The sequence below is a fragment of the Pseudomonas sp. LS-2 genome (assembly GCF_003605735.1).
In the GTDB taxonomy this organism is placed as follows: Bacteria; Pseudomonadota; Gammaproteobacteria; order Pseudomonadales; family Pseudomonadaceae; genus Aquipseudomonas.
In genome coordinates this window covers 106,040-122,416 of the sequence record NZ_QXTJ01000043.1, presented here as the reverse complement: position 1 = coordinate 122,416, position 16,377 = coordinate 106,040, and the positions used below count along the sequence as shown (strand labels likewise).

The 16,377-nt window shown below is 62.7% G+C and carries 12 protein-coding genes; 8 read left to right on the top strand and 4 right to left on the bottom strand.

What is annotated here, in order from left to right:
• Positions 1-93: 93 nt before the first annotated feature.
• Both D3M70_RS27885 and D3M70_RS27880 read right to left on the bottom strand, forming a co-directional pair.
• The coding region (locus D3M70_RS27885; protein WP_256660014.1) for an Ig-like domain-containing protein at positions 94-2,232 on the bottom strand (2,139 nt) is incomplete at its 3' end.
• A 36-nt stretch (positions 2,233-2,268) separates the two neighbouring features.
• Positions 2,269-3,627, bottom strand: a complete 1,359-nt coding sequence (locus tag D3M70_RS27880) for a hypothetical protein (protein ID WP_120129112.1) — start codon at positions 3,625-3,627, stop codon at positions 2,269-2,271.
• A 455-nt stretch (positions 3,628-4,082) separates the two neighbouring features.
• On the opposite strand from D3M70_RS27880, the gene D3M70_RS27875 reads away from it, so the two are divergent.
• Together D3M70_RS27875 and D3M70_RS27870 are read left to right on the top strand one after the other, a co-directional pair.
• Positions 4,083-5,576: a sensor histidine kinase gene (locus D3M70_RS27875; protein ID WP_120129111.1), complete on the top strand. Its 1,494-nt coding sequence runs from the start codon at positions 4,083-4,085 to the stop codon at positions 5,574-5,576.
• Positions 5,551-7,011, top strand: coding sequence for a sigma-54 dependent transcriptional regulator (locus D3M70_RS27870; RefSeq protein WP_120129109.1), 1,461 nt, complete (start codon positions 5,551-5,553; stop codon positions 7,009-7,011). Before D3M70_RS27875 ends, D3M70_RS27870 begins: the two co-directional genes overlap by 26 nt.
• 287 nt (positions 7,012-7,298) lie before the next feature.
• On the opposite strand, the gene D3M70_RS27865 is transcribed toward D3M70_RS27870, so the two are convergent.
• Positions 7,299-8,507 (bottom strand): MFS transporter, encoded by a 1,209-nt coding sequence (locus tag D3M70_RS27865; protein WP_120129107.1) that lies wholly within the window; start codon positions 8,505-8,507, stop codon positions 7,299-7,301.
• Between the two features lie 380 nt (positions 8,508-8,887).
• Here D3M70_RS27865 and D3M70_RS27860 point away from each other — a divergent pair, with 380 nt between their 5' ends.
• The 4 genes from D3M70_RS27860 to D3M70_RS32415 form a co-directional block, all read left to right on the top strand.
• Entirely contained in the window at positions 8,888-10,435 is a 1,548-nt protein-coding gene (locus D3M70_RS27860; protein WP_256660022.1) for a winged helix-turn-helix domain-containing protein, read from the top strand.
• Positions 10,436-10,451: 16 nt separating this feature from the next.
• On the top strand, positions 10,452-11,069 hold the full coding sequence (locus D3M70_RS27855; protein ID WP_120129103.1) for a response regulator transcription factor: 618 nt from the start codon (positions 10,452-10,454) through the stop codon (positions 11,067-11,069).
• A complete protein-coding gene (locus D3M70_RS27850) occupies positions 11,066-13,072 on the top strand; it encodes an ATP-binding protein (RefSeq protein WP_120129101.1) in 2,007 nt (668 codons plus the stop codon). The genes D3M70_RS27855 and D3M70_RS27850 overlap by 4 nt, the downstream gene beginning before the upstream one ends.
• Before the next feature lie 122 nt (positions 13,073-13,194).
• A partial coding sequence (locus D3M70_RS32415) for a hypothetical protein (protein WP_218568457.1) occupies positions 13,195-13,398 on the top strand: 204 nt, incomplete at its 5' end.
• A gap of 486 nt (positions 13,399-13,884) precedes the next feature.
• On the opposite strand, the gene D3M70_RS27840 is transcribed toward D3M70_RS32415, so the two are convergent.
• Complete coding sequence (locus tag D3M70_RS27840; protein WP_256660013.1) at positions 13,885-14,526, bottom strand: phosphohydrolase; 642 nt, start codon at positions 14,524-14,526, stop codon at positions 13,885-13,887.
• Between the two features lie 219 nt (positions 14,527-14,745).
• On the opposite strand from D3M70_RS27840, the gene D3M70_RS27835 reads away from it, so the two are divergent.
• Together D3M70_RS27835 and D3M70_RS27830 are read left to right on the top strand one after the other, a co-directional pair.
• Positions 14,746-15,258: a helix-turn-helix domain-containing protein gene (locus D3M70_RS27835; RefSeq protein ID WP_120129095.1), complete on the top strand. Its 513-nt coding sequence runs from the start codon at positions 14,746-14,748 to the stop codon at positions 15,256-15,258.
• A gap of 151 nt (positions 15,259-15,409) precedes the next feature.
• Positions 15,410-16,330 carry a LysR family transcriptional regulator gene (locus tag D3M70_RS27830; protein ID WP_120129093.1) on the top strand — a complete coding sequence of 307 codons (921 nt, stop codon included), beginning with the start codon at positions 15,410-15,412 and terminating at the stop codon, positions 16,328-16,330.
• The last annotated feature ends 47 nt before the right edge of the window (positions 16,331-16,377 follow it).

Genomic DNA, 16,377 nt, shown 5'->3' with positions numbered 1-16,377 from the left:
GACATGGCCCGCCCGGGCTTGCACTCAGGCGGGCCGTTTACATCAACGAACGGTGATCGGCAGTGTCCGGACCGTGCCCACCGACGATCTGGNCGAGATCCGCCAGCGACCGGTCACAGGCACCGCCACGCTGTCCAGCACCACCGGCCCGGTCGGCGTGTTGACCGAGACGGTGATGGTGTTGCCGGTGATCACCGAGGAGGTCCCCGAAACGTCCCAACTGAACCGGCCGGCGCGTACTTGAACCGTGGCCGTGGTAATCGTCAGGGCTTCCTGGTTGGCCGGTGGCGCGGTGACTTGCACGTTGACCGTGGCCGGTGTCGACAGCGCCCCGAACGAGTCGGCTGCCTGATAGGTGAAGGTCGCGGTGAAGGCCGTGGTGACCGTGGCCGGCGGGGTGTACACCACGCTGGTGCCGTTGGTGGTCACCGTGCCGCGGTTCACGGCGGGCTGGGTCAGGTTGGTCACGCTCAACGGCACGTTGCCTTCCGGATCGGTGTCGTTGGCCAGCACGTTAAGGGTCAACGGTGCGCCGGCCAGGGTGGCGCCGGTGTCGTTACCCGCAACCGGCGGACTGTTGGGCGTGACGCTGACGGTGACGTTGGCTGCCGAGGTCGACTTCAGACCTTTGCTGTCCACGGCCTTGTAGGTGAAGATCGCCTGGATCGGCGCCGTCACGACTGCGGGCGGGGTGTAGACGATGGAGGTCGTGCCGCTCAGGGCGACACTGCCCAGACCGTTGGCCGGTTGCGTCAGGTCGCTGAGGGTCAGCGGCACATCGCCGTCCGGATCGCTGTCGTTGGTCAGTACGCTCAAGGTCACAGGGACGCCGAATCCGGTGCTGCCGGTGTCATTGACCACCACAGGTGGCTGGTTGGCGCCGGTGTTCGGCGCGGTGCCGACGACGATGACCGGCTCGGTGTCAGCACCCCCGGCCGCAGACTTGATGGTCACGAACGCTGGCGGCTGGGTCAGGTCGGGCACGCTCAACTGCTGAACGAGACCGGACTTGGCCAGGCGGCCATAGCCCTGGGCAACCAGATCCGGCGGCGAGGTTTCGTCACTGGAGCTGGCTTCCAGCACCAGCGTGTGGTTGTCCCACGAGTAGCGTGCGGTGCGGATTTTCACCACGTCGACCAGTTTGCTCGACACCGGGGTCGGTTTGGTGGTGTTGGTCTGACTGCTGGCAGTCAACACCACGAACGGTGGCAGTGCAGCGGTGGCCGGACGCTGGCTGAAGAAGTGACCGTTGTTGTCGCTCAGCAGATTGAACTGGCAGGCGGACGGCGGCGTGCCAGGCACCAGCGCCAGGGTTTCGCGGTAGCACAGGGTGGAGGTGTTGGGCGACGACGCGAAGAGTTCGATCCGTGTGCCCGACCCATTGCGGCTGTAGGTGCTGCGATGGACCGCTACCGGGGTCTGCACGCGGGCGTCCAGAATTTTCCCGGTCACGCTGAAGGTGTTGCTGATGATCGTCCCTGCCGGGCCTTGAATGCGAACGAAGTTGGTGCCGTTCGGGCTGCCGGTCACCGGCTCGGCGACGTTAGGGTCACCGATGAAGGTTTCGGTGGTGCCGGTGTCGGGGTTGATCGCGGTGTAGGGGCCGTTGATGCTGCGCAGGAACGGGCCGATGTTGCCACCGAGCGCGCCACTGAAGTTGCCAGGCGATCCGATGCCGATGTCCCGGGTGATGTTGATGGCCCTGCGACCGGTGCCGCCGGCAGGCACGACCACGGTTTCGACGCCGTAAGGGTGAGTGACGGTGTAGGTGCCGGGGGTCGGGATCGCTGCACGGATGCGAATCCGCGCGAAGCTCTGTTGATCGCCGTTGTTGGGCAGTTCAGCGGCGAACGCCGCCTCCAGCGCCGCAACGTAAACTTCAAGCTCATAACCGCTGTTGCCGACGGCGGGAATGTCGGTCTCGGCGGTGAACCAGAATGCTTCGCTCGGGAAGTTGTCCGGGAACACCATCGGCAACGCGTCGTCGTAAACCCCAGGCTCGGCATTGAGCAGACACATGTAGGAAGGGGGCACCGTGGCAGCGACCCGGCTGCTGATGGCCCTGGACTGACAAAGCTCCAGTGACAATTCATTCTGGTCCTTGTACCACAGCGGGAAATACCCCGTGGCGGCGGTGTACGGTCCCGGGTCCACTGCTGTGAGGGCGTAAGCGGCCTCACTGGCTGCGAGCAGACCCACGGCGCTGAAAATCAGACTTGGCCAACTGTTCATGTTGCCTCCAGATTCGAGAGCAAAAAGTGGGTGCGATCAGGGAACGATCACCACTTCTTCGGTATCGCTGCCGCCATTGGCTGAAATCACCTGCACTTTGGCCGGTGGAATCGGCGAAATGCCGGTGGTCAAGGTCTTGGTCGGACCGTCGCCATTGAGGGTGCCAATGGTCCCGCCGCTACTGCCGATCGCGGTCAGGGTTCCGGGTGAGGCGGCATCGCTGGTGCTGGCTGCGAGGCTGATCTGGCCGGAGGACATGCTGTACGTGGCGTTTTCGATGGTCACCACGTCCACCAGTGCCCGCGGCAGGGTCGTCGGGGTGCTCTGTGCAATGGCCAGGCTGTTGTCGGCGGTCAGGTTGAGATTGGCCGGCAAGGTGGGGTTGGCTGTCGACTGGCCGTACCAACTGCCCGTGCCGTTGGCTTCGGTCATCGCCACGTCGCTGTTGGCGGTGTCGATGAACTTTGCAGTCCCCGGTTGCGGCGGGGCCAGGGCGAACACGTCCTGTTGTGCCTGCACGCCGGCGTTGTCCGGACCGCCTGTCCTGCGCGAGTAGGTCGCACGTTGAACGATCATCGGTGTCGGGCGGTTGACCGTGGAAAGCTTCCCGGATACGGCGAACACGGTGGTGCGCACGTCAATTCCGTTGGGCCCTTCGACGCGCACGAAGTTGGTGTTGAACGGGCTGCCGGTGACGGCCTCGTCGAGATTCGGGTCGCCGATGAAGCGTTCCTGGCCACCGGTCACCGGGTTGGTCTCGGTGTAGGGGCCGTTGACGCTGCGCAGGAATGGCCCGATGTCGCCACCCAGTGCGCCGGTGTAGGTTTTCGGCTCGCCGATACCGATGTCGCGGGTCATGTTGATCGCGCGGCGCCCGGGGGTATCGATATTGAACACGTCGACGCCGTAAGGGTGGGTAATCGTGTAGGTGCCGGCGACAGGAACATCCACACGGATACGAATCCGCGCGAAGCTGATCTGATCCCCTTCGACGGGGTCTTCGGCCGAGAACGCCGCTTCCACGGCGGCGACATAGCCAAGATCGATACCGGTGGGGACGTCGGTGATGGCAGCGTCCGCGGTGAACCAGAACGCTTCGTCAGGGAAGTTGCTGGGGAAAACCACCGGCTGGGTGTCATCGAAAATGCCGGGGTTGGGGTTGAGTACGCACATGTAGGACGGCGTACCGGGCACGGAGGGAACGCGGGAACTCAGGGCCTTGCTCAGGCACAAGTCCATGGTTCTGCCGTGGGTGTCCTGATACCACTGGGCGAAGTTACCGTTTTGCGGACTGTAGGGCCCCTGGTCCACTGCGAACAGTGCGGCCTGGGCGGAACCGTGAATCGCTGCGATCAAAGACAGCAACGTAACGGCGGGGGTCAATTTGCTGGGCATTTGTTTTCCCTCTCGCAATGAACCTGCCTCTGGCGTGAGTCGGACGAAGGCGTCGGTTCCAGGAGGCTGGAACGGGCAGCGCAACATCTGTACCAGAATTCGAAATCATCGCTGCAGGGTACGGAGCAGAAGGGTTTCAGCGTTTTGTCTGTGGAATGGGGCAGGGCGTTGCGCAGGTGAAACGGCGGGGGCATTGGGGGGCTCTCCCCATAGTTGGGGAAGCGCTGGGGACGAAGGTGCAGCGGACGATCGACAGCCGTCGGACGGACGGCGGACGCGCAAAATAGTTCCGGTTTTTTTCTCGAACCTCGTTGCCAATCAGGGACTAAGCGCTGAACGGTCGAGCGTGGTGATGTCGCGATGATGTCAATTAAGTGTTCGCTGCATGAAATATGGCTATCGCAACCCACCCGCTTACGCTATACCGACTTAAAAAAGTGACCAGGACGGCTGTCATGGGATCTATAGGGCGCAGTGAAACGCTGACTCAATCCAGCATAAAAGAACTGGAAAAAAAACCACGGCCTCGGTTTAACTTATTGCGCTGGTTTTCACTCGTCAGCCTGCTGGTCATCGCCTCGGTGGCGATCGGACTGGGCCTGATTTCCACCCGGTTCGTGGTCAGCGAAGCGGTGCAACGCGACTCCCTCCTGACCTCGCAGTTCGTCCACGCGCTGGCGTCCGCCGAGATTCGTCACGCCGATATTCCTTCGCGCTACACCATGGGCCAACTTTTGGACACGCGGCCCGACATCCCATGGCCCGATATCGACCCGGAGACGCGGCGCAAGAGCCGCGATGAATTTCTCGACCACATTTCCTCCTTGCCCGACGCCTTGCTGGTCAACGTCTACGCCCCTGATCGGGTGATCATCTGGTCGACCAACCCGGCACTGATCGGCAAGGCCATTCTGGGCAACGATGATCTGGAAGGGGCCTTTCATTCGCGGCAGCGGACCGGCAGCGCTCACCACGAAACCCAGCATCACCAGAACGAACAGAAGTTCCTGAACCCGCCGGATTATCTGTTCATCGAGAACTACATCCCGTTGTTCGACGCCGAAGAAAAGGACGTACTGGCCATCGTCGAAATCTACAAGGAGCCCAAAGACCTGATCGCCAGCATCGAGCGCGGCTACGTGGTGATCTGGGTGTCCACCGGCATTGGCGGGATGTTGATTTATCTGGGGTTGTTCTGGATCGTGCGGCGGGCTTCGAGGCTGCTGGAGTACCAGCAACGGCAACTGATCAACAGCGAGAAATTCGCCGCGCTGGGCGAGATGTCCTCGGCGGTGGCGCACAGCCTGCGTAATCCGCTGGCGACCATCCGTTCCAGCGCAGAGCTGGCCCTGGAAGTCGTCGATCCGGCGGCGCAGAAGAACATCAACGACATCATCAATCAGGTCGACCGGATGTCGAAATGGGTGCGCGAGCTGCTGCTTTCACTTCGCCCCATCAGTGGGGAATCCGAGGCGGTGGACGTGGTGTCGTGCATGCAGGATGTTCTTCAGTCGTATGAGCAACAAATCCGCCGGGCCAATATTGACGTGGAGTTCAAGCCGGTTGACACCCCTTTGGTGATCAGTCAGCGCATCCTGTTGGCACAGATCCTGAATAGCCTCATGGCTAACGCGCTGGAGGCGATGACCAAGGACGGCAAGTTGAAAATCGACATCGTCTCCGAGCCTGCCAGCGGCCGGGCTTACCTGACCGTGGCCGACAACGGCAAGGGCATGTCGCGCCAGCAGGAAGCCATGGTCTTCAAGCCGTTTTTCACCACCAAACAAGGCGGTCTCGGGGTGGGGCTGGTGCTGGTCAAGCGCATCATGGAGCGGTTCGCCGGCAAGGTGTCGCTGACCAGCCGCGAGCAGGAAGGCACCCGGGTGAAACTGACGTTCAAAATTGCGGCGGGAGGGGGTCTGAATGGAACACAGCATACTGGTGGTTGAGGACGACGAGCTCCTGGCCAGCAACATCCAGACCTACCTGGAACGCCGCGAATTCGAGGCCCGGGTCTGTCATTCGGCCGAGGACGCGCTCACGTTGCTGCAGAACTGGCGGCCCGATGTGGTGCTCACCGACAACTCGTTGCCGGGCATGAGCGGCCATGAGCTGATCAACGCCCTGAAAGAGAGTGCGCCGGATCTGAAGCTGATCATGATGACCGGCTACGGCAACATCGAGGACGCGGTCACGGCGATTAAGGAGGGTGCGTTTCACTACCTCACCAAACCGGTCGCGCTGCCCGAACTGAAACTGCTGCTGGACAAGGCACTGGCGGCCGAACGGCTGGAGCGGACGTTGTCGTTCTATCAGGATCGTGACGCCAAACACTCCGGTTTGCAGGCCCTGATCGGTGATTCGCCGGCGATGATGGCGGTCAAGGGCGTGGTCACTCAGTTGCTCGACGCCGAGCGCCGCATGACCAGCAGCGATCTTCCCCCTGTGCTGGTCGAAGGGGACACCGGGACCGGCAAAGAGTTGATCGCCAAGGCCCTGCATTTCGACGGCCCTCGGGCAAAGGGGCCGTTCGTTGAATTCAACTGCGCGTCGATTCCCGCCCACTTGATCGAGGCCGAACTGTTCGGGCACGAGAAGGGCGCGTTCACCGACGCCAAGGACCGCCGCACGGGTCTGGTGGAAGCGGCCGACGGGGGCACGCTGTTTCTCGATGAAGTCGGCGAGATGGACCTGTTGCTGCAGGCCAAGCTGCTCAAATTGCTGGAAGACCGGACCGTGCGCCGCATCGGCTCGGTGAAGGAGCGCAAGGTCGATCTGCGGATCATCAGTGCGACCAACTGCAATCTTGAGCAGATGGTTCAGCAGGGCAAGTTCAGGCGCGATCTGTTCTTTCGCCTGCGCATCATTTCGATCAAGGTCCCGCGTCTGCAGGCCCGTGGCGAGGACGTGATTCGCCTGGCCCGGCATTTCCTGCAGTTGCACGGCAAACGCTATGGCAAGACCGACCTGTATTTTGGCGTCGAAGCCGAGCACCTGCTACGCAGTTACAGTTGGCCCGGTAACGTGCGCGAGTTGCGCAACATGCTGGAACAGACGGTACTGTTGACGCAGACCCGTTGCATCGCTCCCCATCAACTGGGGTTGTGCATGAGCCTGATGGATGAGCCGATGGCACCTCAGAGTCTCATGCCGCATTTCACCCAGCAGTCGCAATCGCAGTACCCGCCGCCTGTGGCGGCGATGGACGATGGCATGGGCAACATGAACCTGCCGGAAGTGGAAAACGAGATGGTGCGCAAAGTGCTCGACAAGACGGACTGGAACGTCACCAAGTCGGCGCGTCTGCTGGGGTTGACGCGGGACATGCTGCGTTACCGGATCGACAAGCTGGGGCTTACCCGGCCTGATCGGACGCAGTCATAGGCGTGGCCCGATGATCGTTACCACGCTCCAGCGTGGGAATGCCTGGCAGGACGCTCCGCGTCCTCATTGACGCGCAGCGTCAATCGCAGCGTTATCACGCCGAGCGTGGGAACGATCATTGCGCCACGACGCAAACCCTGTAGCCGTCCGGCCGGGCGGCGTTCCGTTTGCCGACGGTGACGCATTCGAGATCGCTACCGCCGGCAAGCCGTGCTGCTACCGATCCACCTCTGACCGAACGCCTCCCACGCCGCTTTCCCCATGGCAATCAATGGCGCGTTGCGAGCTTACCCCCGCGCCGGCGTTTTCACCGTGACCACGGTGAATATCGCGAGGGCCAGGAGAGGCAGGGCTGTGCCCAGGGCGATGACGCCTTGCCAGCCGTGGTGTTCGTACAGGCTGCTGGCGAGGGCGGAGCCGATGGCGCCACCGACGAAGATGCTGGTCATGTAGAGGGCGTTGAGGCGTCCTCGGCTGGCAGGGTCGAGGGCGTAGACCGCTCGTTGGCCGAGGACCATGTTCATCTGCACGGCGAAGTCCAGCAGCACGCCGGTGATGGCCAGGCCGACGATGCTGTAACCGGGTTCGGTCAGTCCCCATGCAAATGCGACAGGCGCCAGGATCATCGCCAGTGCCGAAGCGCGCCGGGTGAGGCCCGCGTCTGCCAGCCGGCCGGCGAGGGGCGCGGCGATGGCGCCGATGGCCCCCACCAGTGCGAATACGGCGATCTGGGTCTGTGACAGGCCGTGATGACGGGCCAGCTCCACCGGCACTGCGGTCCAGAACAGGCTGAAGGCGGCGAACAGCAGGCCCTGATACAACGCCCGTTGGCGCAGGACCGGATGCCGACGCAACAGCGTCACCAGTGATGCAAGCAATTGACCGTACGACGCCTTGTGATCCGGTACGCGCTTGGGAATGTTCACTGCCAGCACACCGATGATTGCCAGCATGACCCCGGCCGCTCCCATGAACACCGCGCGCCAGCCGAAGTGATCGGCCACCAGACTCGACAGCGGTCGGGCCAGCAGAATACCCAGCAACAGGCCGCTCATGATGTTACCGACGACCTGCCCGCGAGATTTCTCCGGCGCCAGGTGCGCCGCCAGCGGAATCAGCATCTGCACCGACACCGAACTGAATCCCACGATCAGCGACACCAGCAGGAAGCCGGTGGCGTGTTCCATGGTCGCGGCACCCAGCAGACTGATCGAGGCGACCACGGCGGTGGCGATCATCAAGGTGCGGTTTTCGACCAGATCAGACAGCGGCACCAGAAACAACAGCCCCAGTGCATAGCCGATCTGCGTCAGGGACACGATCAGGCTGGCGCTGCCCGGCGACAACCCAAGGTCCGGCGCAATCAGTTCGACGATAGGCTGGGCGTAATACAGATTGGCGACGATGGCGCCGCAACAGAATGCGAAAAGCAGCACCATGGCGCGGGTCAATCCCTGCGTCGGCGCGTGTGATGCGGAGGTCAGCGGCGTACTCATGTCGGTCTGCTCAAGTGAGTGGCAAGGTGCGGATCGACCTTGAGGTCATCCAGTGGCCCCTACGTTAGAGCAGCGCAAGGCACCGGAGAATGAGTCGTGCGCGCAACGGCGTTTTGCGCCCCACGCAATGGCAGAACGCTTTATCCGTAACCCACGGCGGGTTAATAATGGATTCTCAGCGACGCTCCGCGCAGTGCCCTGAGCGATTACGGCCAGGTCACTACCCCTACAGGTAATATCGGTGAATGTTTTTTACTGATTAGATAAGCGCTGACTAAAAATGGATCAGCTGCGTTGTGCAGGCACGCGATCGTTCGATCCTGCGTGTCCGTCAGCGATTTAAGGGCATGCGAATCCACACTAAGGACTGCGTGAATACGATGATAAGTCTCGGTCAGGCTACCGTGTCCCTGGAACTCAGGGATGTTTTCAAAGACGGCGTTGCTCTGCGCATAGGCACACGTGCGTTCGATATCCTCGAATTGCTGCTGCGCCAACAGGGACAACTTGTCATCAAGGAGCACATCCTGCAGAGCGTCTGGCCCGATACGATCGTCGAGGAAAACAACCTGCAGGTGCATATTTCTGCTTTGCGCAAAGCGCTGGGCAGTGATCGCGATCTGATTCGCACCATCCCCGGTCGCGGCTATCTGTTGCTGGGGGGCGAAGGCGGATGCACTGAGGGCGCGTTGCTGGAAGATGCCGACGCGGTTCAGTCGCTCAGATCGGCAGTAGGGCGCCAATGGCTGCCGGCAGCGGTTGACCTGGTCGGGCGCAAAGCCTTGCTGGACGAGGTGAATGCGGCCCTTGACGAGAGCCGGGCATTCATCACGCTGATTGGCCCCGGCGGCGTCGGCAAGACCAGCCTGGCGGTGGAACTGGGTCGCGGGCGACTGCAAGCCGGTTCTGATGCTGTCTGGTTCCTGCCGCTGGCGCAGTTGCAATGTGCCGAAACCCTGCCACAAGCGCTGGCCGTTGCACTCGGCGTTGAATGCCCGGCTGGCGAGCCGACGCTGCCGCTGCCGCTGCTCATTCAGCACCTGGCGCAGGTGCCCGGTCTGCTCATTCTCGACAATTGCGAGCACCTGATCGATCAGGTCGCCGGGCTGGTCGAAGCCCTGCTGCTGGGCGCACCGTCCGTGCGAATCCTCGCCACCAGCCGCGAACCGTTGCGTATTGCCGGTGAGCGCAGCCTTCAAGTCCCTCCATTGACCTCGCCGGCGCCGGATGCGACCCGCGAAGCCATCCTCCATTGCGATTCGGCGCTGGTGTTTCTGCGGCACTGGCGAGCGCTGGACTGCCAGGCGGCGAGCATCTCGGACGCGGCACTGGACGATTACAGCGTCGAACTGGTGGGCGAGGTCTGTCGACGTCTGGACGGCATGCCGCTGGCACTGGAAATGGCCGCCGCCCGCGCCTGTGCCCTGGGGCTGTATCAACTGGTCGGCAGTCTGGATGACAGTGTGCATCTGCTGTCGGCGAGCCTGCGCACCGCACCGCCGCGCCAGCAGACCCTGCAATCGTCCCTGGCCTGGAGTTATCGGCTATTGAGCCGCGATGAGCGGACCGTGCTTCGCCTGCTGGCCGATCTGGAGGGCCGATTTACCCTCGAGCAGGCCTGTAATGCGCTGCAATGCGCGACCCTGGCCCGCGCCCGCATCATGGACTGCATGGTGAGGCTGGCGACCAAGTCCCTGCTGCTGGTGTCGGCCAGGGGCCCGTTCCGTTTTTACCGGATGCTGGAGGCTACCCGTACCGGTCTGCGCATCGGCTGCACTCAGGCGCTGGCCGACGAGACGCTCAAGCCCGATCCGGGATCGCGTCATGTGCCGTTGTCGCTGGCCAGCCTGCAATCGGGCAGGGCTGACCCAATCGGCCCCGACGGGTATCATGCCCGACATCAGAGAGCGCTGGCGGTCGGCCGCTGAATCGACGGAAGGATTTATGAGAGCAACACCCAGGGTGTATGTGGTTGACGACGATGCCGCCATTCGCACCGCGCTGCAGCGATTGATGAGTTCCGAGGACATTGCCTGCAGCGTGTTCGAAAGCGCCGAGGTGTTCCTTGCGCAAACCTTCGACGAAGCGCCGACCTGTCTGTTGCTGGACGTCAATCTGGCGCAAGGCACCGGTTTCGACCTGCAGGAAGAGCTGCTGGCCCGGGGTCAACAGTTTCCCATCATCTTCATGACCGGCTACGGCACCATCGCCATGTCGGTGAGGGCCATCAAGGCCGGCGCCCATGAATTCCTGACCAAACCCTTCGAGCCCGAACAACTGCTGGATCTGGTGCGTGAGGCCCTGGCCAACGACGCGCTGAATCTGGCCGAGCGTTGCCTGACCTGCAACCTCAAGGAGCGCTTCAACAGCCTCACCCCGCGGGAGAAGCAGGTCATGGGGCTCCTGATCACCGGCAAGATGAACAAGCAGATCGCGGTGGAACTGGGCACCAGCGAAGTCACGGCGAAGGTTCACAAGAAGCACGTCATGACGAAAATGCACGCACGCAACGTGATCGAGCTGCTGAAAATGCATGAACGGATCGGTGCGCTGACAGAATGACTGCCGGGGGCCCCGATATGCCGACGGCGGGGAGCCTGGCCCATGAGGGCTTCGAGCCCCTTTCCATCGAGCGTTTCTTGCACCTGGCGACCGGCGCCGCAGCTGCGGTGGCGGACGTTCATGCCAGCGGTCTGCTGCATCGCGACATCAAGCCCGAAAACATCGTGGAAGACGCCGACGGCGTGGTGCGGTTGCGCGGTTTCGAACTCAGTGTTCAGACCGGGCCATTGGGCATGCTGCCGGTATCGGACTCGATCTGCGGGACCCTGGCGTATATGTCACCGGAGCAGGCGCGCCGGGTGGAACGCCATGCCGACGCGCGCAGCGACCTGTACTCGCTGGGCATGACCTTCTACGAGTGGCTGGCGGGGCGTTTGCCCTTCGACGCCCGCGATGCCGTGGAATGGGTGTATTGCCAGGTGGCGCGCCAGCCGCCGGCGCTTAGCCTGTATCGCGGCGACATTCCCCCTGCGCTGGAACAGTTGGTGTTCAGGCTGATCGCCAAGAACCCGGACGAGCGCTATCAGAGTGCCGCGATCCTGTTGGCCGACTTGCACGCGTGCAGCCGCCAGTGGCAGCAATATCAGGACGTTTGCGACCTCGATCTCCAACAGCCTCAGCCGTCCGCGCACCCGGGCATGCCAGTGGATGAGTTGCCGGTGATGCCGGACGCCCGTGCTTCGATCACGATTCCCGGCGGCCAGGATACGCTGGACCTGGCGTCGGTGATGAAAGCCGCACGCGCATTGAGTCAGGAGACGCAGCAGGATCGACTGATCGAAATGCTCATGAGCACGACCATCATTCAGGCCGGAGCGCAGCGGGGGCTGTTGTTGCTGGTGCAAAACGACGCGCCGGTGCTCTGCGCCATTGCCCGGATTCGCGACACGGGTCTTGGGATTGAACTCATGGAAAGGGCGCCCGGCAAACAGCATCTGCCGCTGTCAGTCCTGTATCGAGTGATGCGTACCCATCAGCGGATCGTGGTCGAAGACGTCAGTACCGATGGGTATTTCGGCGCCGATGAGTTCTTCAAAGCGCGCACGGTTCGCTCGGTTCTGTGCCTGCCGCTGCTCAAGCAGGGTCAGTTGATCGGCATGCTGTATCTGGAGAACAGCCTGACGCCAGGCGTGTTTACGGACAGCCGCACCGGTGTGCTGGAGCTGCTGGCGGGGCAGGCGGCGGTGTCGCTGGAAACGGCGCGTCTGCAACGGCAGTTGTTCAAAGAGAACGCCCGACGTCAGAGCGTCGAAACAGCGCTGCGCAATGCGCGGGCCCGGTTGTCTCAGGTGTCGCAGGCCACGGCGATGGGGGAACTGGCTGCCTCCATCGCGCACGAGATCAACCAGCCGCTGGCGTCCATGGTGTCCAATGCGGCGGCCAGCCTGCGCTGGCTCAATCGCGAAACGCCGAAGATCGACGAAGCGCTGTCGGGGCTGCGTGACATTGTCAAGGACGGCAGGCGCGCCGGCGCGATTGTCAATGCGCTGCAATCGCTGGCGCAGCAGGGCGAGCAGCATCGACGTCGGCTGTTGATCAACGACGTGATCCGGCATGTCGTGGCGCTGACCCAGGTTGAGGTGGAACAGCAGCGGGTGCTGATGACCACGCACCTGACCCGTTCACCGCTGCAGGTCTACGGTTCGAGCCTGCAATTGCAACAGGTGGTGCTGAACCTGATTCTCAATGCCGTGGACGCCATGAGCCCCGGCGATCAGGTGCTGCGCAGGCTGTCGATCGAAAGCCAGGCGGTCGGGGCTGACTATCTGGTGATCAGCGTCGAGGACTCCGGACCTGGCATCGACGCCGAGCATCTGGACAAGGTGTTCAACGCCTTCTTCACCACCAAGGACACAGGCATGGGCATGGGGCTGGCGATCTGTCGCTCGATCGTCCACGCCCATGGCGGCCAACTGCATGTCATGCCCGCCCGTTATGGCGGCGCCACGTTCGTGTTCACCTTGCCCGCGGCAGAGCACGGCGCCGAGCGCAACGCGCTTTAGGCCCGGGAGGCGACGCAGCGCGTCGCACGATCATGAGCCCGGCGTCCTTCGTCGGCGCGCCGCTCCACCTTGTCGGCGATCTGCCGGGCACCGGCATTAAGATCAGGCACCTCCGTGCATCNGCGCCGCTCCACCTTGTCGGCGATCTGCCGGGCACCGGCATTAAGATCAGGCACCTCGGTGCATCAGGCACATCGCATGCACAGGTTTTGCTGCCGCTGCGCGCCAGATCGCCGACAAGTCGGGCTCCCACGCCCTCCGGGCAGAAGCCGTTCGGTGTGTCCTGCAATACCTCAGCTTTGTGGCTCACCGGGCTTCTGAATTGAGCCCAAACATCGTAGGAGCGCGCTTGCCCGCGATTGCGGTGGGTCTGTCGACGTCAATGTGACAGACCTTACGCATTCGCCAGCAATCTCCCCCAACCTTCGGCCAGAATCAAAAGCTCGAACCACACCGCAATCCCGCTTCTGCCGAAGGCGTGGGAGCCAGACTTGTCGGCGATCTGCCGGGCACCGGCAGTCAGATCAGCCAGCTCGGTGCATCAGGCACACCGCACACGCAGGTTTTGCTGCCGCTTCGCGCCAGATCGCCGACAAGTCAGGCTCCCACGCCCTCCGGGCAGAAGCCGTTCGGTGTGTCCTGCAATACCTTAGCTTTGTGGCTCACCGGGCTTCTGAATTGAGCCAAAACATCGTAGGAGCGCGCTTGCCCGCGATGTCGGTGGGTCAGTCGACGTCAATGTGACAGACCTTACGCATTCGCCAGCCAGCCGGCTCCCGCAGGGAATTGTGTGAGAGCGATGAAAGACCCAGTCAATACGGCCATTTGGACGCCAGCAGCCGCTCGCAGAACCCGACTTTCACATGGCGGTCGTGAAACGACAGCACGTCGGCATTGATGGTGCCGAGCGTGCTTTGTGGGCGGTGCAGTTGTCCTCGGGCCAGGGTGTCCAGCAGTTTGATCTTGAAACCCGGTTCTCGAGGGTAGGCGCTCAACACCCGGGGCAGGACACCGGGGCAGAGTCGCTGACAATGGGTGCCGAACAGGTCGGTCTCCACCGCCGCCGACAACAGCGCGGGCAGGGTCGGTTTGTGTTGTGGAATGCCGGGGGTGGTGTGCAGGGCGACGGCATCCCAGACTTGGGCAATGTCATCCCGCGCCCGTCCGTAGCCGCGCAGAAACTCGGCCGCTGCGTCGGCGCTGTCGACTTCATAACGCTGTTGCGAATGGCGATAGAGCGCCGTGACGCCAATGCGCAGAAACAGCGCACCGACGTACAGTAGCTCAGCGTCATGATGCAGCGCATGGCTTCTGCCCAGCAGACTGGCGAAGACAAAGGTGCGCAGGGCTGAATCGAACAGCAGCCGTGACTGGGTCTCGCGCATCAACTCGGTCGCGGCGCGGGCCATCGCGCTATCGGGGATCGAGATGCCGGCAACGTATCGGGTGGTCACTTGCATCCCTCGCAGCGAACCGGGTCAGGTCGATGACCTTAGTCCTGGCGAACCGGCAAGTCTTTGGTGGGCGCCTTAAACCTTCTGAATGCATGCAGATCGCCGCCTTCAAGGGGTTTTATTAGTAACCATTCAGAACGTTTAATACTCCGAAAAGGACTTTAAGGTTCCGGAGAACCAGACTCACCAGACCGCCCCCCTGTGAGCTGGAGAGCCCGGATGAATGCTATCGACCCGTCACTGTTTCGCTCGCTGCTGGTGTCCTTGCGGTCATTGCCGACCGCCGAACCCGAGCTGCTTGAACAAGTGGTGCGCGAAGTGACCGCGCATCTGACCGCTGGCAACGAAGTTCAGAGCAACAGCGCCCCGGTTGACCGTGTGGCGCTGTCGCCGTGGCAAGAGCGTCGAGCCAAGGAATTGATGTCCAGTCAGATGGACAAGGGACTGTCGATCGCCCGTGTGGCCAGCGAGTGCTCGCTCTCGCGCAGCCATTTCTCCCGAGCCTTCAAAAAGAACACTGGGGTTTCGCCTCGTGACTGGTATTTGCAGATGCGCCTGGACAAAGCCATGGGGTTGCTCGGCGAGTCTGCGCTGACCATCTCGCAGATCAGCCTGGATTGCGGATTCGCCGATCAGTCGCATTTCACTCGGGTCTTTACCCGGGTGGTCGGCGTGACCCCGTTCAGTTGGCGGCGGTCGATGGCGCGCAAGAGGGTGTGCGGCGCCGATTGAGCCCGACCCGACGTGACGCGCGATTGTCCGTGGATCACAGTGTCGGACCGAACAAAGCACATTTGTTCAATTGTCGATACGCAGGAGGGTGTATACCTGAGGAGCCTGTGACCGCCTCGCGCCTCTTTCCATAGCAACCCGGAATCGCCCAATGAATCGCAACGACCTGCGCCGCGTCGACATGAACCTGCTTGTGATCTTCGAATCGCTGATGTTCGAACGCAACCTGACCCGCGTGGCGGAGAAGCTGTTCATGGGACAACCGGCGATCAGCGCCGCGCTGGCACGCCTGCGGGATCTGTTCGACGACCCGTTGCTGCTGCGCAACGGCCGGGCGATGGAGCCCACCGCCCGGGCTCTGGACATTCTCAAGGAGCTGCAACCGGCGCTGGACACCATTTCCGGCGCGGTGAGCCGCGCCAAGGAGTTCGACCCGGCCACCAGCTGCGATATCTTCCGTCTGGGCCTGTCCGACGATGCCGAATTCGGGCTGTTCCCGCCGCTGCTTAACCAGCTGCGCGAAGAAGCGCCGGGGATCATCGTCGTCGTGCGCCGCGCCAACTACTTGCTGATGCCGGCCTTGCTGGCGTCGGGAGAAATTTCGGTGGGCATCAGCTACACCACCGATCTGCCGGCCAACGCCAAACGCAAGAAGCTGCGGGACATCGGCTGCAAAGTGCTGCGCGGCGACAAACGTCCCGGCACCCTGAGCCTGGACGATTACTGCGAACGCCCGCACACCATGGTGTCATTCTCGGGAGACCTGAGCGGCAATATCGACCTGGACCTGGCGAAGGTCGGACGGGCGAGAAGGGTGGTGGTCGCGGTGCCGCAGTTCAGCGGCTTGCGGGCGTTGCTGGCCGGAACCGAGCTGATCGCCACGGTGCCGGATTATGCGGCCTGCGCGCTGGTCGAGGGCTGCGCGCTGCGGGCTGAAGACCCGCCGTTCCCGATCGAGCCTGCTGAACTGTCGATGGTCTGGAGTGGCGTCCACGACAACGACCCGGCCGAGCGCTGGTTGCGTTCGCGGATCACCGAGTTCATGTCCCAGGAATCCCGCCCGATGCCGTGAGGCCGGCTGGTGCTCTGTATCGCCGGACTGCTACAGAGTTTGCGGCG